At 67.2% G+C, this 22,831-nt stretch carries 17 protein-coding genes and 1 pseudogene; 12 read left to right on the top strand and 6 right to left on the bottom strand.

Annotated elements, in window-relative coordinates; all coding sequences use genetic code 11:
- Positions 1-124 precede the first annotated feature (124 nt).
- The 6 genes from ACFU95_RS25490 (at position 125) to ACFU95_RS25465 (ending at position 9,502) form a co-directional block, all read left to right on the top strand.
- Positions 125-1,936: an ABC-F family ATP-binding cassette domain-containing protein gene (locus tag ACFU95_RS25490; RefSeq protein ID WP_383831672.1), complete on the top strand. Its 1,812-nt coding sequence runs from the start codon at positions 125-127 to the stop codon at positions 1,934-1,936.
- Positions 1,937-2,260: 324 nt separating this feature from the next.
- A complete protein-coding gene (locus ACFU95_RS25485) occupies positions 2,261-4,081 on the top strand; it encodes a PQQ-binding-like beta-propeller repeat protein (protein ID WP_383831670.1) in 1,821 nt (606 codons plus the stop codon).
- A gap of 65 nt (positions 4,082-4,146) precedes the next feature.
- On the top strand, positions 4,147-6,000 hold the full coding sequence (locus ACFU95_RS25480; RefSeq protein WP_383831668.1) for a PQQ-binding-like beta-propeller repeat protein: 1,854 nt from the start codon (positions 4,147-4,149) through the stop codon (positions 5,998-6,000).
- Between the two features lie 229 nt (positions 6,001-6,229).
- A complete protein-coding gene (locus ACFU95_RS25475; RefSeq protein WP_383831666.1) occupies positions 6,230-6,559 on the top strand; it encodes a hypothetical protein in 330 nt (109 codons plus the stop codon).
- Entirely contained in the window at positions 6,546-8,864 is a 2,319-nt protein-coding gene (locus ACFU95_RS25470) for a hypothetical protein (RefSeq protein ID WP_383831664.1), read from the top strand. Before ACFU95_RS25475 ends, ACFU95_RS25470 begins: the two co-directional genes overlap by 14 nt.
- Before the next feature lie 41 nt (positions 8,865-8,905).
- Complete coding sequence (locus ACFU95_RS25465) at positions 8,906-9,502, top strand: hypothetical protein (protein WP_383831662.1); 597 nt, start codon at positions 8,906-8,908, stop codon at positions 9,500-9,502.
- A 256-nt stretch (positions 9,503-9,758) separates the two neighbouring features.
- Here the strand turns inward: ACFU95_RS25465 and mycP are convergent, their stop codons facing one another.
- The 4 genes from mycP to ACFU95_RS25445 all read right to left on the bottom strand — a co-directional run bounded on the left by mycP (position 9,759) and on the right by ACFU95_RS25445 (position 13,561).
- On the bottom strand, positions 9,759-11,081 hold the full coding sequence (gene mycP / locus ACFU95_RS25460; protein WP_383831660.1) for a type VII secretion-associated serine protease mycosin: 1,323 nt from the start codon (positions 11,079-11,081) through the stop codon (positions 9,759-9,761).
- Positions 11,082-11,180: 99 nt separating this feature from the next.
- A complete protein-coding gene (locus ACFU95_RS25455) occupies positions 11,181-12,626 on the bottom strand; it encodes a hypothetical protein (protein ID WP_383831658.1) in 1,446 nt (481 codons plus the stop codon).
- Between the two features lie 7 nt (positions 12,627-12,633).
- Positions 12,634-12,969 (bottom strand): hypothetical protein, encoded by a 336-nt coding sequence (locus tag ACFU95_RS25450; RefSeq protein ID WP_383831656.1) that lies wholly within the window; start codon positions 12,967-12,969, stop codon positions 12,634-12,636.
- Positions 12,970-13,267: 298 nt separating this feature from the next.
- Positions 13,268-13,561, bottom strand: a complete 294-nt coding sequence (locus tag ACFU95_RS25445) for a GntR family transcriptional regulator (protein WP_383831654.1) — start codon at positions 13,559-13,561, stop codon at positions 13,268-13,270.
- Between the two features lie 160 nt (positions 13,562-13,721).
- Between ACFU95_RS25445 and ACFU95_RS25440 the strand changes: the two genes are divergently transcribed.
- Entirely contained in the window at positions 13,722-14,063 is a 342-nt protein-coding gene (locus tag ACFU95_RS25440; protein ID WP_383831652.1) for a hypothetical protein, read from the top strand.
- Positions 14,063-14,623, top strand: a complete 561-nt coding sequence (locus ACFU95_RS25435) for a hypothetical protein (RefSeq protein WP_383831650.1) — start codon at positions 14,063-14,065, stop codon at positions 14,621-14,623. The genes ACFU95_RS25440 and ACFU95_RS25435 overlap by 1 nt, the downstream gene beginning before the upstream one ends.
- Before the next feature lie 499 nt (positions 14,624-15,122).
- Here the strand turns inward: ACFU95_RS25435 and ACFU95_RS25430 are convergent, their stop codons facing one another.
- Entirely contained in the window at positions 15,123-15,494 is a 372-nt protein-coding gene (locus ACFU95_RS25430; RefSeq protein ID WP_383831648.1) for a hypothetical protein, read from the bottom strand.
- Positions 15,491-15,754, bottom strand: coding sequence for a hypothetical protein (locus ACFU95_RS25425; protein ID WP_383831646.1), 264 nt, complete (start codon positions 15,752-15,754; stop codon positions 15,491-15,493). Before ACFU95_RS25425 ends, ACFU95_RS25430 begins: the two co-directional genes overlap by 4 nt.
- 454 nt (positions 15,755-16,208) lie before the next feature.
- Here ACFU95_RS25425 and ACFU95_RS25420 point away from each other — a divergent pair, with 454 nt between their 5' ends.
- From ACFU95_RS25420 to ACFU95_RS25405, 4 genes and pseudogenes are all read left to right on the top strand, one after another.
- Positions 16,209-16,616: an SseB family protein gene (locus ACFU95_RS25420; RefSeq protein WP_383831644.1), complete on the top strand. Its 408-nt coding sequence runs from the start codon at positions 16,209-16,211 to the stop codon at positions 16,614-16,616.
- Positions 16,613-17,221, top strand: coding sequence for a hypothetical protein (locus ACFU95_RS25415; protein ID WP_383831642.1), 609 nt, complete (start codon positions 16,613-16,615; stop codon positions 17,219-17,221). The genes ACFU95_RS25420 and ACFU95_RS25415 overlap by 4 nt, the downstream gene beginning before the upstream one ends.
- Positions 17,221-21,952 (top strand): annotated as a pseudogene (locus ACFU95_RS25410) (putative T7SS-secreted protein). Before ACFU95_RS25415 ends, ACFU95_RS25410 begins: the two are co-directional and overlap by 1 nt.
- Positions 21,953-21,999: 47 nt before the next feature.
- Positions 22,000-22,713: a hypothetical protein gene (locus ACFU95_RS25405; RefSeq protein WP_383831641.1), complete on the top strand. Its 714-nt coding sequence runs from the start codon at positions 22,000-22,002 to the stop codon at positions 22,711-22,713.
- Positions 22,714-22,831: the final 118 nt, after the last annotated feature.

The following is a 22,831-nucleotide window of genomic DNA, read 5'->3' as shown; positions in this document are numbered from 1 at the left end:
CCCCGGGGACGCCGTCCCCGGGGCGCGCGGCCGTCCCCGAGGGGGCCGGGAGCAGCGGGGCGAGGAGCTGTCGGTGCGCCCGACTACGCTGGGAGGCTGATCCATCCCCCTGGGCAGGAGAGAAATGGCCGTCAATCTGGTCAATGTCGAGAACGTCAGCAAGGTGTACGGCACCCGTGCCCTGCTCGACGGTGTGTCGCTCGGCGTCTCCGAGGGGGACCGCATCGGTGTCGTCGGGCGCAACGGCGACGGCAAGACGACCCTGATCCGGATGCTGGCCAAGCTGGAGGAGGCCGACACCGGCCGGGTCACGCACCTGGGCGGACTGCGGCTCGGCGTACTCACCCAGCACGACTCGCTCGACCCCGAAGCGACCGTCCGGCACGAGGTCATCCGGGACATGGCCGACCATGAATGGGCAGGGAACGCCAAGGTCAGGGACGTACTGACCGGGCTCTTCGGCGGTCTGGACCTGCCCGGGTTCCCGCAGGGCCTGGACACCGTCATCGGCCCGCTGTCCGGCGGCGAGCGGCGCCGGATCGCGCTCGCCAAGCTCCTCATCGACGAGCAGGACCTGATCGTCCTCGACGAGCCCACCAACCACCTCGACGTCGAGGGCATCGCCTGGCTCGCCCAGCACCTGCGCGAGCGGCGCTCCGGGCTCGTCTGCGTCACCCACGACCGGTGGTTCCTCGACCAGGTCTGCACCCGCATGTGGGACGTGCAGCGCGGCGCCGTCTACGAGTACGAGGGCGGCTACTCCGACTACGTCTTCGCCCGCGCCGAGCGCGAGCGCATCGCCGCCACCGAAGAGGTCAAGCGGCAGAACCTGGTCCGCAAGGAGCTCGCCTGGCTGCGGCGCGGCGCGCCCGCGCGAACATCCAAGCCGCGCTTCCGCGTCGAGGCCGCCAACGAGCTCATCCAGGACGTACCGCCGCCCCGGGACAGCAGCGAGCTGATGAAGTTCGCCTCGTCCCGGCTCGGGAAGACCGTCTTCGACCTGGAGGACATCACCGTCCAGGCCGGCCCCAAGGTGCTGCTCAAGCATGTGACGTGGCAGCTCGGCCCCGGGGACCGGATCGGTCTCGTCGGTGTCAACGGGGCCGGCAAGACGTCCCTCCTGCGGGCGATGGCCGAGGCGGCCCGGACGGAGGGCGAGACACAGCCCACCGGCGGCCGGATCGCCGTCGGTAAGACCGTCAAGCTCGCCTACCTCTCCCAGGAGGTCGACGAACTCGACCCGAACTGGCGGGTGCTGGAAGCCGTCCAGGCGGTGCGCGAGCGCGTCGACCTCGGCAAGGGGCGCGAGATGACCGCCGGGCAGCTGTGCGAGACGTTCGGGTTCGGCAAGGAGAAGCAGTGGACGCCGGTCGGGGACCTGTCCGGCGGTGAGCGGCGCAGGCTCCAGCTCCTCCGTCTCCTGATGGACGAGCCCAACGTCCTCTTCCTCGACGAGCCCACCAACGACCTCGACATCGAGACCCTCACCCAGCTGGAGGACGTGCTCGACGGCTGGCCGGGCTCGATGATCGTCATCTCCCACGACCGGTTCTTCATCGAGCGCACCACGGACCGGGTGTTCGCCCTGCTCGGCGATGCCGCCCTGCGGATGCTGCCGCGCGGCATCGACGAGTACCTGGAGCGCCGCCACCGCATGGAGGCCCGGGTCACGGTCAGCGCGGCGTCCGCGCCGGCCGCCGAGAAGGCCGCACCGGAGAAGAGCGCCGCGGATGCGCGGGCCGCGAAGAAGGAGTTGCAGAAGATCGAGCGGCAGCTCGACAAGCTCTCCGAGAAGGAGACGAAGCTGCACGCGCAGATCGCGGAGAACGCCACGGACTTCGGGAAGGTGGCCGAACTCGACGCGGAGTTGCGGGACTTGGCGGGGCAGCGGGACGAGCTGGAGATGCGCTGGCTGGAACTTGCGGACGACGCGTGAGCGCTCTGCTGGGTTGGGCGGGGCGCGGGTTCGCCGTTGGGGGTGATGTGGCGTTGGCGGGTGCGGCGCCGTCGTGGCTTGTCGCGCCGTTCCCCGCGCCCCTTGGCGGGCGCTGCGCGCCGCCGGGTGAAGGGGGTGTGAAGGCGGATAACGGGGGCATCACAGGGCGGTTCTCCCTTGGGAACAGGGGGCGAGACGGCCCGGTGCGCTGTCTGTGGCGGGTGATAGAAAGAGCCGTCTGAGAACAGTCTGAGAACCGTCGGTGTGGCGGAAACGCGACGGCACAGGGCGTGGCACCACACCGGTCACGAGGGGGAACCGCTCATGAGCCAGCCGCCCAACCAGCCGCCCCAGGGCGGTTTCGGCGCACCGCAGGATCCGCGGCAGGGTGGCTTCGGCGCACCGCAGCCCCCGCAGGACGCACCGCAGACGCCGCCTCCGCCGCCCCAGGGCCCGCCCCAGACACCGCCGCCCCCGCAGGGCCCGCCGCCCGCCGCCCCGCAGCCCGGCTACGGCTACCCGCAGCAGCCGGCCCCGCCGGCCCAGCCGGGCGCGTACCCGCCCGGCCCGTACGGCCAGCCGCAGCAGCAGCCGGGACAGCCGGGGCCGTACGGCTATCCGCAGCAGCCCGGCCCCTACGGCCAGCAGCCCGCCCAGGGTTACGGCTACCCGGGCCAGCCGCAGTACCCGGGCGCGCCCGGCGCCCCGCAGCCCGGCTCGCGCAACCCCTTCAAGGGCAAGCCCGCCCTCGCCATCGGTGCCGCGGTCGCGGCGCTGGTCGTCATCGGCGGCACCGTGTACGCGGTGACCAGCGGCGGCGACGACCCGAAGAAGCCGGTCGCCCAGGAGAGCGGCGACCCTAAGGGCTCCGACTCCCCGACCGACGACCCCGACAACGGCGGCGGGGGCGGCGGCGCCGACCCGGAGAACCTCAACGGCGGCCGTGAGGCCGGCGACTCGAAGGTGCTCTGGTACAAGGACGCGCCGGACGCGCCCGGTTCCGGCGCCGACGCCCCCGGTCTCTGGATCACCGACAAGGCCGCTGTGAAGGCGGCGTACAAGCAGGTCACCGCCTACAACGTCGGTGACGGCGAGGCCGCTTGGGACCCGATCTCCTTCCCCGAGAAGATCTGTTCGGTCACCCCGGAGAAGTCGGCCGACAACAAGATCGTCGTGGCGTACATGAGCGGCAGCAGCGACCGCGCCAAGTGCAACCAGCTCCAGCAGATCGACCTCAACACCGGCGCCAAGGGCTGGAAGGGCTCGGTCGCCAACGGCGCGCTGTTCGACAGTACGCTCGACGTCGAACTGTCCATCACCGGCAAGACGCTGGTGGTCGGCCGCTCCCAGTCCGGCACCGCGTACGACGTCAACAGTGGCGACAAGCTGTGGGACAAGACGAAGTACGGCGACGCGTGCTTCCCGGACTCCTTCGCGGGCGGCGAGAAGCTGATCGCCGTGGCGGGCTGCAACGCCTCCCGCAGCAACGAGCACGACGAGGTGCAGGAGCTCGACCCGGCGACCGGAAAGGCCAAGTGGACCTGGGAGTTCGCCTCGGGCTGGAAGGTCTCGCGCGTCTTCTCCATCGACCCGCTGGTCATCTACAGCACCAACGAGGACAAGAAGCAGTGGAACATCTCCACCTTCGGGGACAACGGCAAGCGCCGCTCGCAGGTCGACGTCCCCCTGGAGATCGGCGCCCAGTGCGGCTGGGCCATCCTCCAGCGTGACCTCCAGGGCTGCACCGGTGTGGCCGCCGACGCCGACACGCTCTACATGCCGACCAAGGCCACGACCGGCGCCAACGAGATCGTCGCGATCAACCTCGCCAACGGCAAGGAGAAGTGGCGCGTCAAGTCCCCGGCGGAGGAGTCGATGCTGCCGGTCAAGGTCGAGGACGGCAAGCTCATCGCCTACGTCGAGCCGTCGTACGACGCGGGCGGCCAGGTCGTGTCCATCCCGGTCAGCGGCAGCAACCCCCAGCCGACGAAGCTGCTCCAGAACCCGGCGAGCGCCTCGGACGTCGAGCGAGGCTTCTTCACGAAGTCGTTCGACTGGGCCGACGGGCGCTTCTACCTCGCCAGCACCCGGCTGACCGGCAACGACGCCGCCAAGGAGAAGCTGATCCTCGCCTTCGGCAAGTGAGGCGTGCGTCGGACACCGCCTTCGCCGCCGCCCCCTTCGTCCCCCTCCCCTGAGGTACCCACGCCATGACCCAGCCGCCGCCTCCGCCGCCGAACCAGCCCCCGCAGGGCGGGTTCGGCCCGCCCCAGGACCAGCCGCCCCAGCAGCCGGGGGGTGGCGGATTCGGCGCACCCCAGACACCGCCGCCACCCCAGGGCCCGCCGTCCGGCTACGGCTACCCGCAGGCGCCCCAGCCACCCCAGACGCCCCAGGCACCTCCGGGCGGGTACGGCCACCCGGGCCAGCAGCCGCCCGCTCCGTACGGACAGCCGCAGAACCCCTACGGCCAGCAGCAGGCCCCCTACGGCCAGCAGCAAGCCCCTTACGGGCAGCAGCAGGCCCCCTACGGTCAGCCGCCCGGCTACGGCTATCCGCAGCAGACCGTGCCGCTGCACGCCCAGGCCACCGGACCCGGTGGCGGCGGTGGCCGGTCCAGCTCGCAGCTGGCCGTCATCGTGGCCGCGGCCGTCGTGGTGATCGCGCTGATCATCGGCGGTGGCGTGTGGTACGCCAAGTCCGGTGACAAGGGCGGCACGGACAACACCGCCAGCTCCAGCGGCGGCACGGGCGGCGGGGACAACGGCGACGGTGGCGGTGGCGGCGACACCCCCGACGGCACCGAGAAGGTGCCCTCCGACACCAACTCCTCGGTCCTCTTCCAGGTGCCCGCGCCCAAGGTCGAGGACGACACCAGCGTCGTCGTGGCCGGCTCCTGGCTGACCGACAAGGCGTACGTCAAGAGCGGTGTCTCCGAGATCGTCGGCTACGACCCCGACAAGGGCACCAAGCTCTGGACCATCTCGCTGCCGGGGCCGGTCTGCCAGGCCAGCAAGCACGTCAACGAGGACAACCTGACGGCCGTCGCCTTCCAGCCGAAGAAGCCGACCAAGGACAATCCCTCGTACGGCTGCAGCGAGGTCGCGGCGATCGACCTCGACGCCGGCAAGAAGCTCTGGACCAAGAGCGCCGAGGTGGACGGCTCACCGATCCGCTTCGACAACATCACCGTCAGCGGCGGCACGGTCGCGGCCGGCGGCACCAGCGGCGGCACCGCGTTCGACATCGAGTCCGGCAAGCAACTGTGGGTCCCGAAGGCCAACGACGGTTGCTACGACCTCGGGTACGCCGGCGGCGAGAAGCTGGTCACAGTTCGCAAGTGCGGCTCCTACGACAACCCTCAGCTGCACATCCTGACGATCGACCCGAAGTCCGGCGGGGTGATCTCCGAGTACAAGATGGCCGAGGGCGTCGAGTACGCCAGCGTGGTGTCCACCGAGCCGCTCGTCGTGGCGGCGGAGGTCGGGGACACGGACTCCATCGGCCTCTCGGACGTCTTCTCGATCGACAACAAGACCGGAAAACTGCGCATCCGCATCTCCGTACCGAGTGACCAGTTCGAGGCCCGCTGCTCCGGCGTCACCACGATCGAGCAGTGCAAGGGCGTCGTGGTGGGCAACGACCGGCTCTACGTGGAGACCAAGCAGCACGACGGCAGCAAGGGCTCGTACGGCATGACCAACGAGATCGTCGCCTTCGACCTGGCCACCGGCAAGCAGACCGGGCAGCGTGCGGACGCGGGCGACAGGTACACGATGACGCCGCTCCGGATGGACGGCGGCAACGTGATCGCGTACAAGCGGCCGCCGTACGACAAGGGCGGGCAGATCGTCAGCATCGACGGTGGCACCTTCAAGGAGACGGAGCTGCTGGAGAACCCGGCGTCCAGGTCGGTGCGGGATGTGGAGACCCGGTTGTCTCCGCAGTACTCCGAGATCATCTACGCGCAGGGGCATCTGTACATGTCCGCGGTGTACGCGAGTGAGTTGACGAGTTCGGACACGAAGAAGGTCCATGTGGTCGCGTTTGGGGCGCAGGGCTGAGCCGCTGGGGGTCCCGGTGGTGTCATCGGCGCGCAGGTACGGCTGCTCCTCGCCGCCGTTTCCGCCACCGCAGCAGCGGGCGAAGTGCTGCCAGGTTTCCTACCCCGGCTACTCACTCAACTCCCTGAGTAGCCGGGGCTGTACGCGCTTTCTATCGTCGTGTTCGCGTCAGATATGGTGGATGCCTTCCGTTTATGTATGGAAGGCAACAAGCCATGGGGGATGTGACGTGTCGACGGGGACGGAAATCGAGGATCCGGCAGCACTCAATCGCGCGGGCACGGGCGCGCGCGAGATCGAGGGGAACACGCGAACCGCCGGTGCTCATCCGGTGGACGAGACGGGTAAGGCATCCCGGGACTTCGGCAATGGCAACTGGGACGGCGGGCTGGGCGGGGCGCTGACCAACCTGGCGGAGACCTGGTCGTCTCAGGTCTCGGCACTCGCGGGCAGGTGCGACACTCTCGCCACTCAGTGCGGGGTTTCGGGAGTGCTGTATCAGCGCACGGAGACCGCGAACACGCAGACCATGAACTCTCTGGCGAGTGACTTCGGCTGAATCAAGGCCTTTCACCGACCGCGCCAGCCAGACACTCACCACTTCACGGGGACTCGCCGAGCTCATGCCGACGTACGAGCAGCTGTATCACCTCAAACTCAGCAACCTCAAAGCGGCCGCTGAGCGCTGGGAGGAGACCGTCACCAAGTTCAAGGGGCTGCACTCCGCCTACGGCGACCAGGTCGTCCGCCCCTTCCGCCAGGCCGGTTGGAGCCAGCCGGTCCTGACGGCGGCCATGGCCGATAAGAACGTACGCGACGCCCAAAAGGAATTCGAGGACGCCCACAAGGAGGCGAAAGGCATCGCCGGTGTCCTCAAGACACTGCATGCCGAGCTGAAAAAGGCGAAGGACGACCTCCATCACCTCGCCGAGTCCGAGGCCAAGGCGCAGGACCTCCACGTCAGTCCCACCGGCGTCGTCACCCCCCGCAATGACCTCTCCCAGACCAGCGCCCGCCACGATCCCGACGGCCAGGCCCTCATACGCGAGCAGGACGAGGCCTGCGACGCCTTCGCCCGCCGTATCGAACGCGTCCTCCAGGGCGCCGCCGACGCCGACGAGACCGCCTGCTGGGCCCTGCGTCGCGACCTCGGCGGCAACAAGACCGACTTCAACTCCAAGGTCGTGACCTCTCTCGACGACGCCGACGCCACCCGCGCCCTGGCACTGGCGAACAAGGGATCGGACATGTCGGACAGGGAGCTCAGGCAGCTCAACAAACTGCTGCGAGCGAACAAGGACGACGAAGAGTTCGCTGAGAAATTCGCCACCAGTTTGGGCGGCCGAGGCACGTTGGAATTCTGGGCCGACATGGCAGACCCGGCTAGGAACAGTACGGACTCGACGCGTCCTGAGCGTGAAAAGCTGCTGGCAGAACTTCAGAAGGACCTCGGCGAAACTCTGGGTACCGCCACCCACTCCGACAGCAAGGAAATGCAGGACTGGAAGAAGGAAGTGATCAGACTCGGACCGAGGGAACTCGGTATCGAAGATGCATCGAATCCGGCCGGATTCCAAGTAGCGAGCAGTCTGATGCGGTTCGGAGAGTACGAGCCAAGGTTCATGGAGGACTACGGCAAGGCTCTCATCGCCACCGACAAGTCATTCGGTAAGGACGTCGAAGCAGGCTGGTACGGTGATAACACGCTGGGTAGGCTGAACTTCGCCGGCGGCGACAATGAGGGAAACACCGACCCTATGACGGGGTACATGGAGGGGCTTGGTCGCTGCCCCGAGGCGGCGACGAACATCTTCGCCAACGACGAGTACTTCAAGTACCTCACCGAAGACCGGAAGTGGTTCCAGGATCAGCAGTATCTAGTCCACGACCCGGAGACCTTCGAACGGATCCCAGGCCCCATCACTGGGTACAACCAGCTGGGCCACGCCTTGGAGGCGGCCACCACCGGCCATGCCTACGACGAGGCGCCGCCGAAGGACCTGCCGGCGCACAGCGACCAGCAGGCCGAGATCATGCAGAAGATCGTCAACGGCGTGTCCATGGACCCGGAGATGGCCCGGGACGGGATGCACGACAGTCTGGGCCGGATGAGCGCCGAGTACATGCCGGACTTCAGCAGGGCTATGTCCAATGACCCGTCTCCCGACCGACTGGACCTCTTCCCTGTGGAGGGTGTACAGGCGAACTTCGGTGAACAGGACGCGACGCGGTTCCTCATGACTGTGGGCACGGACCCTGACGGGTACGCGGCGGTCAACCTCGGACAGACCGCTTATGCGGCCAACCTGTACGACTACCACCTCAAACATCCGGACGCCTATGGCCCGGACACGGATCAAGCCGTACAGGACATTGCTCACTCATCGGGAGAGATCCAAGGAACCATCGCGATAGGCCGACAGGAGTCGGAAATCGGGGATGCCGTGGAGGCCGACAAGAAGTACAACGATGCCCTGGAACGCAAGGGAGCCTGGGCGTCCGGCATCGTAGGCACGGGTATCGGAGTCGGTACGTCCTTCATCGCGACGCCTGCTGCTGGAGCCGCTGTGGGTGGCATAGCCACAACTATCAGTGGCGACATCGTCAGCCAGATCATTGACGGAAAAGAGCAGAACACTACCGGCAAGGTCGTCTATAGCACTGGCCTGGACTGGCAGGGCGTCAAGGACTCCACTTCGCAGTTGAATCAGGACGCCGCGCGGGCAGCAGCTGAAGCCCACGGAATCTCGAACACTGATAATTTCAACAGCGTCATTGCCGAAGGGGCAACTGCGGGAATCGTTGAAGCACAGGGAAACCTGCCCGGATATGGGCGAGACTTTGGTGCGGAAAGCAGGGGTTGATGAAGAGGTCCGTGATAATAGTGGGAGCTGGTGCTGGTGCTGTGGCTTTGGCTGGCTGTCTTGTGGGAGGCTTCTTTACCGGAAGGGCATTTCCTGAGAGTGAGAAGTCTCATCTCGATAGCTGGGACATCTGTAACGCCGATGATTTTCAGCAACAGGTAGCCGCGTTCGAGCGTATTCTTCCGGAGGGGAAGAAGTTTGCGTCATCTGCCAAGCAGCGCATCAGTGACTACGTCGAAGAACTGAGTGAAGATTGCCGCATCACAATTGACGGCAAGAATGCTTTCTATCTCGAGAGCCAGACTGTCCTCAGGTCTGTCGATGAATGGGAGAAATGGATGCTGGGTAACGAGATCATCAGCCGGGATGGACTTAAGACGTTCGACGCTGGGACTCGGGCACTCTCATCACCCAATGCGGCAGCCATTTACTTCCGTTGTTCACGCAAAGACAGCGAAGGCCGGACTATGGCCTTGAGCATCGATGTCTCGGCTCAGGGCGCGGCAGTCTCCAAGACGGGCGCCCATCGTCAGGATCTGGCCGAAATTGCTGTGCAGGCAGCCCGGGTGGCTACTTCGCTGACGCAGTGTCAGTCCGCCGATCCGCTACCCCAAGGCGCGCTGCCTGCGCTGGATTAGCAACGCAGTCCGTTCGACTTCACCACACGCGCCTTCGAGGCGAGAGGGGTGTGACTTCGGACGTCTTGCCGCACCGGCGCGGACGGTCAGCGGGAGATGGGCTATGCCCTTGAGACAGAAGCCTGTGGTCGCAGGTGATCATTAGTGTCCTCCGGGCGGCTTGATCACCTGGACACACGGGCCTTCTGCGTTCAGGTGCCAGACCCGGCACGCCTGACTCACCGGCCCGTAAGTGGGGTGGCGGTAATAGGGAACGCTACCGCTGGTAGGGGTTGCCGCCGGGCGGTGGCTGGTTCGGTGGGGTGGTCGGGGGCGTGGGATGTTGCTGGTAGGGGTTCGGGGGTGTGGCCTGGTTGTTGTACGGCTGCTGTTGGGCGTACGTGGTGAAGGCGGGCGCCGGGTTGGGTGTGCTGTTGCGGCGGGCGCGATTCTTGCTGCGGACGGCGAGGGCGCCGATCACGAGGGCGAGGAGGACTCCGCCTGCGGCGAGGGCGAGGATCGTGGTGGTGCTCAGGGCGCTGGTGTCGTCCGAGCTGTTGGAGGAGGCCGGGGGTGTGGTGGCGTCGTCCTTGTCGGTGCTGCTGGAGTCGGCGGCGGGCATGGTCAGGGGGCCGTTCTTGGGGCCGGCCGGGATGTCCTGCTTGAGGGCGGCGAGCGGCTGGATGTAGCCGTAGCCGTACTTCTCGTCGGGGAGTTTCAGTCCCTTGGCGTCGTCGGGGAGACCGGCCGTCTTGGTGAGGCGGTTGACGATCTGGCCCGCGGTGAGGTCGGGGAACTTCTCGCGGAGGAGGGCGCAGGCGGCGGAGACGTAGGCGGTGGAATCGGAGGTTCCTGATCCCTTCCGGTAACCGCTGGAATCAATTCCGGTGGAGACGATGCCGACGCCAGGGGCCGTCAGCAACGTAGTTGGGCCATAGTTTGACTTCTCCCAGATCTCTCCCGCATTGTTCACCGCTCCCACGGCGACCACGCCGGGGTAGTTGGCGGGATAGGACGGAAGTTCGCTTCCGGTTCCGTCATTGCCGGTGCTTGCAACGACGATGACGTCTTTCTGAACCGCATAGGCGACTGCCGCTTCTCCCGGCTCAGTTGGAGGAGACGTGCCCTGGGAGATGTTGATTACCGAGGCTCCATGGTCCACTGCATAGCGAATCGATGCAGCGAACGGAGATTGGTCTTCGCCTATATCCCGGATCGGGAGAATCTTGGCGTCCGGAGCCAGCCCCTTGACACCATCCGCGCCATTTGCTCCGTGCCCATGACCAGAAATGGCTCCGGCCATGGCGGTGCCGTGGTCTTCGTCCTCAGGTGACGCGTCAGAGTCGCCGTCAACAAAGTCCTTGCCCGGCAGAACGTTGCCCTGGAGATCGGGATGCTGGGCATCCACTCCGTCATCGATGACAGCGACGGTGACGCCCTTGCCTGTGGCGATCTTCCAGATCTTGTCGGCGCCGAAGGCCTCAAGCGGCCACTGGTCCTTCCTTGTCTGGTCCGCCGTAGCGGTCGTCGCCGTGGAGAAGACCAGTGCCCCCGCTGCCGCTGCACCGCACAGGATGCGCAGTGTCTGCTTGAGCGCCATTACGTGTTCCTCTCGTGATCTGCGTGCGGAGTGGGGCTCGCACACCGCGAAGTTCGCGAGCCCCAGCCCACTGTCCTGCTGATCGTGCCCGGCGGACTTCTACTCGATGACCCGGGGGGTGGTGTTCTGCTTGGGCGACACCCAGGTCTCCTCGTCCTCGACGAGGTAGTCGGGACGGTCCTTGGCACTCTTCTTCTTGTCGCGTCCGCTGCCTGCCGCGCCGCCGGCTCCATGGAGGCCGGCCGATCCACGACCTTCCGCAGTGCCGCCGCGGCTGCCGTGCAGGCCTGAACCGACACCGGAACCAGAACGGGAGGGACTCTTGGCTTCGCCGACGACACCGCCCTTCGCACGGGCCAGAGGGCCACGGCTGGAAGCCGACGATGCACCCTTCCCGCCCGCTCCAGCACCCATGCCCGCACCGCCCACTGCGCCACGGCCTGTACCGGTCGCGGCGCCCGTTCCATTCGCCGAGCCGTTGCGTCCGATGCCTGCTTCGCCACCCCTGGAGCTTCCCGGGAAACCAGTCCCTCCACCAGGGACGCCGTTCGCTCCACCAGATCCGGCGCCACCGCCTCCGCCGGGGCCGCCAGCACCGGTCGCGGCTGTGGCTCCTCTGCCTGCACCGCCCGGGCTGGTGGTGGTGACGCTGTCGACATCTGTGCCGACAGTGGAGGGGGCGGCTGTCTTGGATGAGGAACCGGATCCCGGGCCGCCAACGCGGTTCGGGCCGCTGGGGCTCGGGGAAATCACAGATCGGTTCGCGCTGCTGGACGAACTACCGGTGGACGGTGTCCGGCCAACGAGTCTGGGACCGGAATCAGTCGGCATCACCACGATGGGAATCGGCGGCGTACCTCCGGGATCGCCGGGATACTGCTCCGTCTCGTCGTGTCGACTACTTCTCTTCCACGTCCCCATAGCCTTCGTCTGCGAAGCATAAGCAGCCCCCAACTGCTCCATCTTCACAGCCATCTTCAGCTGGGCTTCCTTACCGGCGGACAGGTCCCCCGAGTTGTTGTCCAGTGCCTTCTGCGTGGACGCCCCCTGCCCCAGGTCGTCCTCCAGGCCCTCGTCCGAACGGCTGCCGAGATCGCCGACCGCGTCGAGCACGCTGCTGGTCGTGCCCGGCTTCTCCATCGCCTCGACCTCGGGCTTGATGGTCTCCAGTACGGTGGCCGCGCTGTGCATCGCGGTGGAGGTGTACTGCGCGTACTTCGCTCCGTCCTGGAGCTTCTGCGCGATGATGTCGGCCTGTTCCTTGAACCGGTCGGCCGAGTCGCCCTCCCAGTGTTCGAGTACCGCGGTCACCGCTTTCAGGAAGGTGTCCCGGACGCCTCCGTCGCCACCCTCGCCGACCAGTTTGTTGTTGACCTCGGTCCAGCCCCTGGCGACGTTGTGCACCTCGACCGGTTTGGCGTTGCGGACCATGGCCTTCATCTGGTCCATGTCCATGTGCGCGAAGTCCGACTCGTGCGAGGCGTTGTAGCACATCGCCGCCGGCTGGTACTCGTAGGTGTAGCCGTCGTTCTTGCCGCCGCTCATGGCCTGGTCACTCCCCGCCCTGCATCGACTTCGTCACGTCGGCTTCCTGGTCCTGGTAAGCGCCGTGCGTCTTCTTCGTCTTGGTGCCGAAGTCGTCCATCAGGTCGTGGATGTGCTCCACGATGTCCTCAAGATGCGTCTTCATCTCCGCGTGCGCGACGTGGAGCTTCTCCGCCTCCACGAACTGCGCGCCCGCGACGCTCTCGCCCAGTGCCCCTGGCGGCAGGTACGTCTTGTACTTGGAGTCGGATTTCGCGTCACCCAGGTCTGAAATGACCCAGTTGAGCTTCTTGACGACCTCGTCTAACTCGCTCAGATCAACTCTGTAGCGTCCGCTCGCCACCGCGAGTCAGCCCCTCTCCCCGTTCACCGGTGCAACGCCGTGGCCGCAAGGTCATCTAAGCGGCCGTCCGGCTGTCTTCCGCTCGTCTGCAGGACTTTATCGGCAGCCCGGGCAACACCCCAGGTGCTCCTGTGAATTGTTCGCCATGGCTCACTCGCAGTCATGGGCCGCCGCATTCGCCCTTGTCGCAGTGACGGACAGGGCAGTCGCCTTGCTGTCGTCTGCACGGCGACGTCTGCGTGGGCGCGTGCCGTGTTCTGCGGGAGTGGCGATGCCTTGAAGAGGTGCACGCTGTGCGTCAGGAAGAGGTCCCGTTGCCCTCGGGCTCGTCGGCGGGCGGGGGTGTCTCGGGCTTCCTGATGACGAATACGCCCTTGCCCTGGACGCCCTGAACGATTCCCTCGGCGGCGAGTGCGTCGATGGCGGATTTGATGGTGCGGCGACTTACCGCACCTCCCGTCTCTTGCTCCAGCTCGTAGTGAGAGGGGATGCGACGGCCAACCGGAATCTCGCCGCGTCGGATGCGCTCGCGCAGGGCGGATGCCAGTTGCAAGTACATCGGGGTGATGCTCTCCCGGTCGATCTCGATCATGCCTGGAGCGTAAGAGGTCAGCTAGGGCCAGCATAGAACGTGCTTGCACGTGAAAAGACGTACCAAGACGTACTAAGTTGGCGTAGAGTCATGTGGCAAGAGAAGACCCCGGCGGTCTGGCAGGACCCCGGGGCGAGGCCAACAGCTATCAGAGGAGCTGATGACGATGGGCATTATCCATGCCTTCCTACGGTGGGTGCTGGAAGTCTTCGGCCCTCACCCCCGAGGCCGGCACCGCGCCGACCGCCCGGCCGCCGTGCCGCCACTGCTCACCCCTCCTGCACCCGCACCCCCGGTTCGTCCCTCGTCGCCGAGGAGCCCCTACGGGCTGGAGTCGCCGCTCGACGGCGAGGAGACCGCCTTGGTCCGCCCCTACCTGGTCGCGTTCGAGGAGAGGCGGCGGCGAAGGGAGCGCCGCCTCGTCCTGGTCCATGCCGCGGACTTCGGTATCTACCTTGATCGGCTTGATCAGTACGTGACCGGCACGCGGGAGGTGGCGTGATGGCCGCCACCGGCACCTCCACCGGTACCGCGCTGTGCGGCGCCCGCCGCCCCGGGTGGGAGCGGCCGGGGCACGGACGTCGCCGCCTGCCCTGCGTCCTGGGCCAGGATCACGACGGAGACCACCGCGACGCCTTCGGCCACGCCTGGCTCCAGCAGCCGCCCGGAATGGAGGAGTGCGGGGCACCGCTCCCCGGTGCACAGGGGCTCGCATGCCTGCGGGCCGAGGGGCACGACGGCCCGCACCGTGACATCGCCGACCTCGTGCCAGCTGACGTGTGCGAAATGTGCGGGTCGGCCGAGCCGCCGCACGTGACCGTCACCACGGACAGCGGCGGAACCGTCCGGCACCGGCAGGTCTGCCAGCGGTGTGCCCGCACGGACGCGTCGGCCGTCGTACGGCGGCCCGTGCGGATGTGCGTGCGCTGCGACCGGACCACCGACAGCCCGGTCCTCGTCTCCGAGGTGCACCAGAACTCCGGGCCGGGATTCAACGTGTACGCGTGCGGTGACTGTGCGTCCTGCTTCCCGCCGCCGCCCGACGTGTTCGACCTCTTGTAGGCCGGGCCGGGCCGGGCCGGAGAGGCGGGCGGCGGCCGGCCCGACCGCAGGGTGCATCCGTCCCTAGGTGCTGTCCGCCCCGCCCTGGCGGAGAACAGGGCGGGGCGCACACGCGACGGAGGCCTCGGAGGCATCGACATCCCGCTTCCGGGGCCGTCTGTTGCTTCGCCCGCACCAGCGTGGCTTGATCGCGAGGCCGGGGCAGGACCCCGACGCACAGGTGGTCATCGTGGATCGCAGCGCCCTGCTTGGGGAGCATCGCGCGGCCGCTCACGATGCCGAGAACGTCCAAGTGGTCCTGACGGGACGCCCTGGTGGGCGCCCGTCGTAGGTCGAGCCGATCTTTCCTCGCAGCTGACAGGACCCTCGACAAGCCCCATCGTTGCAGGTCAGCAGTACTCTCCGCACTCTCCACTTATTTGATCAAGACCCGCACAGCCTCACTCGCGAAAGCGCGAGGCTAGCGCGAGGTGCGCTCCCCTGGCCCTGGGTGAGCGGGTCAGGGCTTGCCGATGTCCACGGCCCATACCCCCGTACCGTCATAGACCTCAGGCGTGGCGGTCAGCACTTGTCCTTCGACGGCACCGGCAGCCGCTGCGTAGACGGCGTGCCCGTACGTCCAGCCCAGTCCTGTGGCCACGGTCTGCTCGACAGCGGCGGCACCGGCGAAGTCGAGTGGGAGGAACTCCAGGCCGGGGAGTGCACCGATGTGTGCGACCACCCCCGGGAGTTCGAGAGTCGCGGCCACCAGACACAGCGCCGGCACGTGCGCGCGCTGGTAGGGGTCGTCGACCTCGACCACGGCCAGCCCTGACAGCAGCCGGTGGCCGCGGCACAGGGCGAGGACCGCCGTATGGTCCAGGACGATCACCTGCGTTCCCCCACCTGTCGGGCTGCGATCGAGGCACGCCATTCCTGCGCCGCGCGTACGTCGTCTTCGGAGAGGTCCGGGCACAAGTTGGCCCGGACGTAGGCGATCGCCCGGGCCGTACGCTCCGCGCGCTCCGCCTCCGTGGGCGCCGCGGCGACCACGCGCTCGACGTAGGCACGCGTACTGAGGCCGCGTTCCTCTGCGAGGGTGCGCAGACGGTCCCTTATCGGCTCGCTGATCTTGATGGTGGTGTCAGCCATGCCGCAAGAATACAAGTGAATACCGAGGGTGTCCGGAAAATCCGAAGGGGCGCCGCCCGAGCGGTGCGACCGGCGGCGGTGCGACCGGCGGCTCTGCGTGCGGCTCTGCGTGCGGTTCCCGCGGGTGGTGCGGCGACCGACGGCGGGCCGGCGGCGACGGGCGTGGAGGGTCACGGGTCCCTGGCGAGTGCTCTGTCAAACGCCGTGCGGTGCGGCCCGTTGCGCCGCTTTGCAGGAGTGAGTCGAGGCGTACGTCAGGGTGAGGCCGCTCGCGCTACTCGACTCCTTCGAAGCCCTGTTCAAGCCAAGTGGGCGCAGACACGCCTGAACTGCTTGGAACACAGTCAGACCCCTGAGTTACGGTACTGATTTGCGACAGCAGTGATCAAAGTCGATCGATTTCTTGCCTGAAGCTGTGCGCACGCCAATTGGTGAATCGACGACGGGGGCTGACGTGAGCGCCGACGCATTGCGGCTGCTACTGACGGATCTGGCGGAGACCGGGGACGGCGATCTGCGGGCGGCGGTGGGGGAGTTCCGCCGCAGCGAGGTGCTCGTGCCGGTGGTGGACGACTCGCTGGTCTCGGTCGAGGCGGCCGGCATCCGCTGGATCTTCGCGTTCACGGACGACGCCGCGCTGACACGTTTCGCCGAGGCCCGGGGCGAGACGCTCGACGAGCGCGTCCCGGCGTACGGCGCATGGCTGTTGGACCGGGTGATCCCGCGCGTGCAGGGGCCGGTCGGGATCGCGGTGGACGCGGGCAGCGCCACAGGCATGATCCTGCCGCCGGTGGCGGGGATCGTGCCGGTTACGGCGGTTGCGGTGGCAGTGCCGGTGGACGGGCAGGGGGCGAGCGCGTGAACGGCGGCAGTGGCTACCGAGTTGATCCGGAGGCGCTGGAGCGGATCACCAAGGGCATCAACCTGGCGATCGATGAGTTGAAGGAGCTGGGCTTCGACGTCGAGGCGTCCCAGGGTCTCGGCTTCGACGAGTTGGAGTTGGCGGGCCTGGAGGTGGGGGACGCCGGTCTGCGGCAGGTCTTCGCCGATTTCTGTGAGCGGTGGGGCTGGGGTGTGCGCTCGTTGTTGCGGGACGCCAACGAGTTCGCGGAGCGGCTGAACCTGTCGGCGGGGCTGTATCACGAGCAGGAGCAGTACGCCTCGAACACCCTGAAGACGGTGTGGGCATCGACCATGGGCACTCCCTCTCTGACCATGACCCCGGAGGAGGTCGCCCAGCGTTCCTGGTCGGACACGTTGAAGGACAACCCCGTATCCCAGGTCATGAACCCGGACTACAGCGCGGAGTCCGTGCGGGAGGCCGACGAGGCGTCCGAGCAGGCCTGGGATCAGGCCATGAAGGACGTGGCGACTTCGACGGTGACCCCGGACGCGCCATTCGACCCGAACACGGAGTGGCAGCCGGACGGCCCGTCGCAGGCCTCGTTCGGGGAGGTTGAGCGCTGATGGGCCTGGGGGACCTGGTCAACGACGTCGGGGACGGCCTGGACAGTGTCGCCGACGGCGTGCAGAAGGGCGTCGGCGAGGCCGTCAACTGGACTACGGACAAGGCCGCGGACGGCCTGTCAGCGGTCGGCGCGGACTCCGCGGCCGAGGGGGTCCGTGACTTCGGGGAGGGAGTGAACAACCGGCTGGGCGGCGATGTCGCCGAGCGCCGGTTGGGAGAGAGCGAGGACCCCAAGGAACTGGTCCACGGCAGTGCGCAGGCCCTGGAGGCACGCGCCCGGCACCTTCGCGACTTCTACCGGGCGTTCGAGAACGTCGGCCAGGGAATGCGTTCGTTGGACGGCGACGGCTGGCAGGGCCAGGCGGCGGACGCCTTCCGCGAGAAGTTCGACATGCATCCCAGGCAGTGGCTGACGGCGGCTGACGCTTGTGAGGCGGCGGCCAAGGCGCTGGAGGCGTACGCGGACACGGTGCGCTGGGCGCAGGGGCAGGCGCAGGTGGCGATCGACGCCTATCGCAAGGCTGAGGATGCCAGTCGGCAGGCGGTGGACGCGCACAACGCCCAGGTGACGGCGTACAACCAGGCGGCCGACCGCTACAACGCCGCCGCATCGGCGGGGCGCAACCCGGGACGGAAACCGACCGAACCGGGTGACTTCGTCGACCCGGGTGTGGCGCGTCGGCAGGAGGCGCAGGACATCCTTACCGAGGCGCGCCGTCAACGCACCGATGCCGCCCGCGACGCGCAGCGCCGGGTGGCGGCCGCCCTGGAGACGGCTCCTCCGAAGCCAGAGTTCACCGACCGGATGAAGGCCGACGCCGTGGACGCCGTCGTGGGCATGTCGCTGAACCAGGCTCATGTGGTGGGTGGTTTCCTCAAGGGCGGCGCGGACCTGGTGAAGCTGGTCCGCACCGTCAACCCGTACGACCCCTACAACCTCACCCACCCCGGCGACTGGCAGAAGAACACCAACATGCTGCTGGCCGGGCTGATAGGCACCGCCGCTCACCCCGAACGCCTGCCCAAGGCCATCATCGGCAGCGGCTGGAGCAGCGACCCGGCCGACTCCATGGGCTACCTCGCCTCGAATCTGATCGGCGCCAAGGGCGCGACCGGCGCGGCCCGAGGGGCCGCGCGAGGTGCCGCGGAAGGCGCGGCGACCGGAGCGGCGCGCAGGAGCATCGGCCAGGCGATCAAGGACTTCGCCAGGGAGAACAAGTGCAAGTGGTTCGGCGACCCCATCGACATGGCCACCGGCCGGATGGCGCTGCCGCAGACCGACGTGACCCTGCCCGCCAAGCTGCCCCTGGGTCTTCTCCCGGCAGTTCGAGTCGTCGTACGAGGCCGGCCGCTGGTTCGGTCCGAGATGGACATCAACCGCCGACCAGCGCCTGGAGGTCGACGCGGAAGGCGTCATCCTCATCCGCGAGAACGGCGCGCTGCTCGCCTACCCTCACCCCGCCCCGGGCGTGCCGACCCTGCCCCTGGAGGGCGGCCGCTACCCGCTGACCATCGATGCCTACGGCGACTACGCCGTCACCGACCCCGCCGCCGGCCGCAACTGGCACTTCGCGGCCCCGGGCGGCGACGGCAACGGTATCGCCTTGCTGGAGCAGATCACCGACCGTTCCGGCCAGTGGCTCACCTTCGAGTACGACCACGAGGGCGCTCCCACGGGGATCGTGCACTCGGCGGGCTACCGCCTGAAGATCGAGACGACCGGGGGGCGGATCACCGCCCTGCACCTGGCCGACACCGTGTCGCCCGACGCTGGGGACGTGACGCTGGTCCGCTTCGGCTACGACGAGCACGGCCACCTGGCGGCGGTGACGAACTCGTCCGGCCTACCGACCCGTTTCGCCAACGACGAGCTGGGTCGCATCACCGCCTGGACCGACACGAACGACTCGTCCTACCGCTACGTCTACGACGAAGAGGCCCGCTGCACATCCCAGTCGGGCGATGCGGGGCACCTACGCAACACGTTCACATACGGCGACATCGACCCGCAGACCGGGCACCGCACCATCACCGCGACCGACTCCCTGGGCCACAGCACGCGCTACGAGGTCAACAGCGACCTCCAGGTGGTGGCCGAGACCGGACCCGACGGAGCGACGACCCGCACGACCTACGACCGCTATGAACGCCCGCTGACGGTCACCGACCCGCTCGGCCGCACCACCAGCTACGCCTACGACAACGCGGGCCGCCCGATCATGGTCGTCCGCCCCGACGGCCGCTACGCCAGCATCGGCTACAACGACCATGGCCTGCCCGTCTCATTGGTCGGCCCCGACGGCACCCATGTCTCCCAGCAGTTCGACGAGTTCGGCAACCGCACGGCCGTAACCGACGCGTCGGGGACCACGACCCGCTACACGTACGACGACCTCGGCAACCTGGCGGCGGTCACGGACGCGACCGGCGCGACCACGACGGTCCGCTGCAACACCGCGGGCCTGCCCCTGGAGATCACGGACCCCCTGTGTGCCGTGACCCGCTACGAACGCGACGCCTTCGGCCGCCCGGTCACCCTCACCGATCCAACGGGCGCGGTGACCCGCCTGGAGTGGACGGTGGAGAGCCGCCTGTCCCGCCGTACAGCCGCCGACGGCACCACCGAATCCTGGACCTACGACGGCGAGGGCAACTGCACCAGCCACACCGACGCCATGGGCGCCGTCTCCCGGTACGAGTACACCCACTTCGACCTGATGTCGGCCCGTACCGGCCCGGACGGAGTGCGCTACGAGTTCGCGCACGACACTGAACTCCAGCTGACGAAGGTCACGAATCCGCAGGGGCTGACATGGTCGTACGAGTACGACGCGGCCGGACGTCTGGTCGCGGAGACGGACTTCGACGACCGGCGGCTTACGTACGAACACGACGGGGCAGGCCAGCTGACCGCCAGCATCACGGCCTCCGGCCAGACTATCCGTTTCGACAGGGACGTCCTGGGCCGCGTGGTGCGGAAGGACGCGGCCGGCGCGGTCACGACGTACGCGTACGACGCGACGGGCGGCCTGGCGGAAGCGATGAGCCCGGATGCGGCCCTGACGTTGCAGCGGGACGGGAGGGGCCGGCTGACAGCCGAGACGGTCAACGGCCGTTCACTCACCTACACATACGACTCCTTGGGTCGCCGCACCGGCCGCACCACGCCGACCGGCGCGAGCAGCACATGGACGTACGACGCGTCTGGCAACCGGACCGAACTGATCAGCTGCGGCCGTACTCTCACCTTCACCCATGATGCGGCGGGCCGCGAGCTGGCTCGCCGCATCGGCGACACCATGACCCTCGCCAGCGCATTCGACTCACTGGGCCGCGTCACCGAGCAGGAACTAACCGGACCCGCTGACCGGCGTCTCCAACACCGCGCCTACTCCTACGGCGCCGACGGCAACCTGATCGGCATCGACGACCACCTGGGCGGCACCCGCCGGTTCGACCTTGACGCGGCGGGACGAGTGTCCGCCGTCCGTGCCGCGAACTGGACGGAGTCCTACGCCTACGACACCGCAGGCAACCAGACCCACGCCACGTGGCCGGACTCCATACCGGGCCAGGAAGCGACAGGGAGCCGCGCTTATGACGGCACCCGCATCACGCGTGCGGGCAGCGTCCGCTACGAACACGACGCGGCGGGCCGGATCACCCTGCGTCAGAAGATCCGCCTGTCCCGCAAGCCGGACACCTGGCGCTACGTCTGGGACGCCGAAGACCGCCTTACGTCTGTGATCACCCCAGACGGCACCACCTGGCGCTACCGCTACGACCCGCTCGGCCGCCGCATCGCCAAACAACGCCTCGCCCCCGACGGCGAAACGATCCTGGAACAGGTCGACTTCACCTGGGACGGCACGACCCTCGCCGAACAGACCACACACAGCCCCGGCACCGACCAGCCGGCCATCACCCTCACCTGGGACCACCAGGGCCTGCACCCCCTGACGCAGACCGAACGCAAAACGAGGCTCGCTACCTCCATCACACCCCAGGAAGAGATCGACTCCCGCTTCTACGCCATCGTCACCGACCTCATCGGCACCCCCACCGAACTCGTCGACGAACACGGCGACATCGCCTGGCACACCCGCACCACCCTCTGGGGCACCACCACCTGGAACCGCACCGCCACCGCCTATACCCCGCTGCGCTTCCCCGGCCAATACCACGACCCCGAAACGGGCCTGCATTACAACTACTTCCGCCACTAAGACCCCGAAACGGCCCGCTACCTGTCCCCAGATCCTCTGGGGCTGCACCCGGCTCCCGACCCTTTCGCGTATGTCACCAACCCTCTCGCCTGGGTAGATCCATTCGGCCTCGCACCCTGCGAGATAGCCTTGGGGTATCAGTGGGCAGAGACGGCGAAGTTCGCGGACGACCTAGGCGTGAAACACTTCCTCGACCTGGGTCCCACTGAATGGCAGGGGCCGGTTTTGTCGGCAATCCAGGACGGGTCAGTAAGAATTCACGTGAACATGAAAGGGTTCTCTGGCGGATTCGAAGGAATGGCGAGGAGAGGTCTGGGGATCGAAAAAGTTGATGGCCCTATTCATGCGACCGAGGAGGAGATGGGATGGATCGCTAGGGCGGTGCGACATGGGCACAGGGACTGGAGTAGTGTCACATGGTACGACGCGACAGGGAAAATTGTAAATGACCTGGCCGAGCCCGATTGGGGAACCTTTGGTAGAGTGCGTGACTTTATCATGTGACGCGCACGGATCATTTCATTACTGAGCCCCTGGAAGGGAATTGCAAGATGAGGGCCGACGAAGACAGCGCCTGGCAGGAAATTGCAGACATCGTGGATTCCTCGTTGTATCCCGATCTGGTGGAGCATGGTGGCCTGGTGGCGGCACTCTCTCATGAGGCTTCCGAATGCGGGATGGATCTTGGCGAGATTGGACCGGGCGGCTCCAGTGCCGCCTCTCATCTGATTAGCGCGCATTTGAACTCGGATCGAGGTCCCGTATTCGTCCGTCTTGGCGCTCAAGAGCGCTGGTTCTCCATCAGCATCGAAAGCAGTGTCCGACCCTGGGCGGCAGGCGGAACCGACGACCTTCGTACCGTGGTAAAGGCCCTTGATGCCTGGCGCAAAGGCGCTACCCTCATCGAACTGAATGCCCGGTTCCCCTTCCTGGGATACGATGAACTTGCCTTGGCCTACGAAAATGGCGACCCCGTAGCCACCCAATGGGATTTGCTCTTTCGGTACGAAAAAAGGCCCATTTTCCGCGAGATGCTGCAGGCTGTCCATGCTGATGCCTGGCTTCGGACTCTTTTCCCCTACTTGAGTATGGGGCGTTTTGGGCTCACGCGAGACCATGCCTCCCGAATGGGGGGAGGGGTCAGGATGGCTCCCCTGAAGGGCGGGGGTTACTGCGTTGAAAAATACCCCAGTGGAGAGCGGATTGAGGTCGAATCGTTGGGAAAGGTGATCGGCGCCGCACGCGAATTCCTGGATTACCCTTGAAGTCGATCCTCATCCGGAACCCGGTCGGGATCTCAAATCGGACTCAACAGCAGTCCTCTGCGGCCATTCCTCGATAGGCAGACGGAAGCTGGTGAGGTCGGCATGGTAAAGAGTTGGA

This window comes from Streptomyces sp. NPDC057623 (assembly GCF_042800355.1).
Taxonomy (GTDB): domain Bacteria; phylum Actinomycetota; class Actinomycetes; order Streptomycetales; family Streptomycetaceae; genus Streptomyces.
This window is presented reverse-complemented; position numbering and strand designations above follow the sequence as displayed.

What these genes read in the sequence shown, in the direction of transcription:
- ACFU95_RS25490 (WP_383831672.1), top strand. Translation starts at nt 125, where the DNA reads ATGGCCGTCAATCTGGTCAATGTCGAGAACGTCAGCAAGGTGTACGGC.
- ACFU95_RS25485 (WP_383831670.1), top strand. Translation starts at nt 2,261, where the DNA reads ATGAGCCAGCCGCCCAACCAGCCGCCCCAGGGCGGTTTCGGCGCACCG.
- ACFU95_RS25480 (WP_383831668.1), top strand. Translation starts at nt 4,147, where the DNA reads ATGACCCAGCCGCCGCCTCCGCCGCCGAACCAGCCCCCGCAGGGCGGG.
- mycP (WP_383831660.1), bottom strand. Translation starts at nt 11,081, where the DNA reads ATGGCGCTCAAGCAGACACTGCGCATCCTGTGCGGTGCAGCGGCAGCG.
- ACFU95_RS25455 (WP_383831658.1), bottom strand. Translation starts at nt 12,626, where the DNA reads ATGAGCGGCGGCAAGAACGACGGCTACACCTACGAGTACCAGCCGGCG.
- ACFU95_RS25445 (WP_383831654.1), bottom strand. Translation starts at nt 13,561, where the DNA reads ATGATCGAGATCGACCGGGAGAGCATCACCCCGATGTACTTGCAACTG.
- ACFU95_RS25440 (WP_383831652.1), top strand. Translation starts at nt 13,722, where the DNA reads ATGACGATGGGCATTATCCATGCCTTCCTACGGTGGGTGCTGGAAGTC.
- ACFU95_RS25435 (WP_383831650.1), top strand. Translation starts at nt 14,063, where the DNA reads ATGGCCGCCACCGGCACCTCCACCGGTACCGCGCTGTGCGGCGCCCGC.
- ACFU95_RS25425 (WP_383831646.1), bottom strand. Translation starts at nt 15,754, where the DNA reads ATGGCTGACACCACCATCAAGATCAGCGAGCCGATAAGGGACCGTCTG.
- ACFU95_RS25405 (WP_383831641.1), top strand. Translation starts at nt 22,000, where the DNA reads ATGAGGGCCGACGAAGACAGCGCCTGGCAGGAAATTGCAGACATCGTG.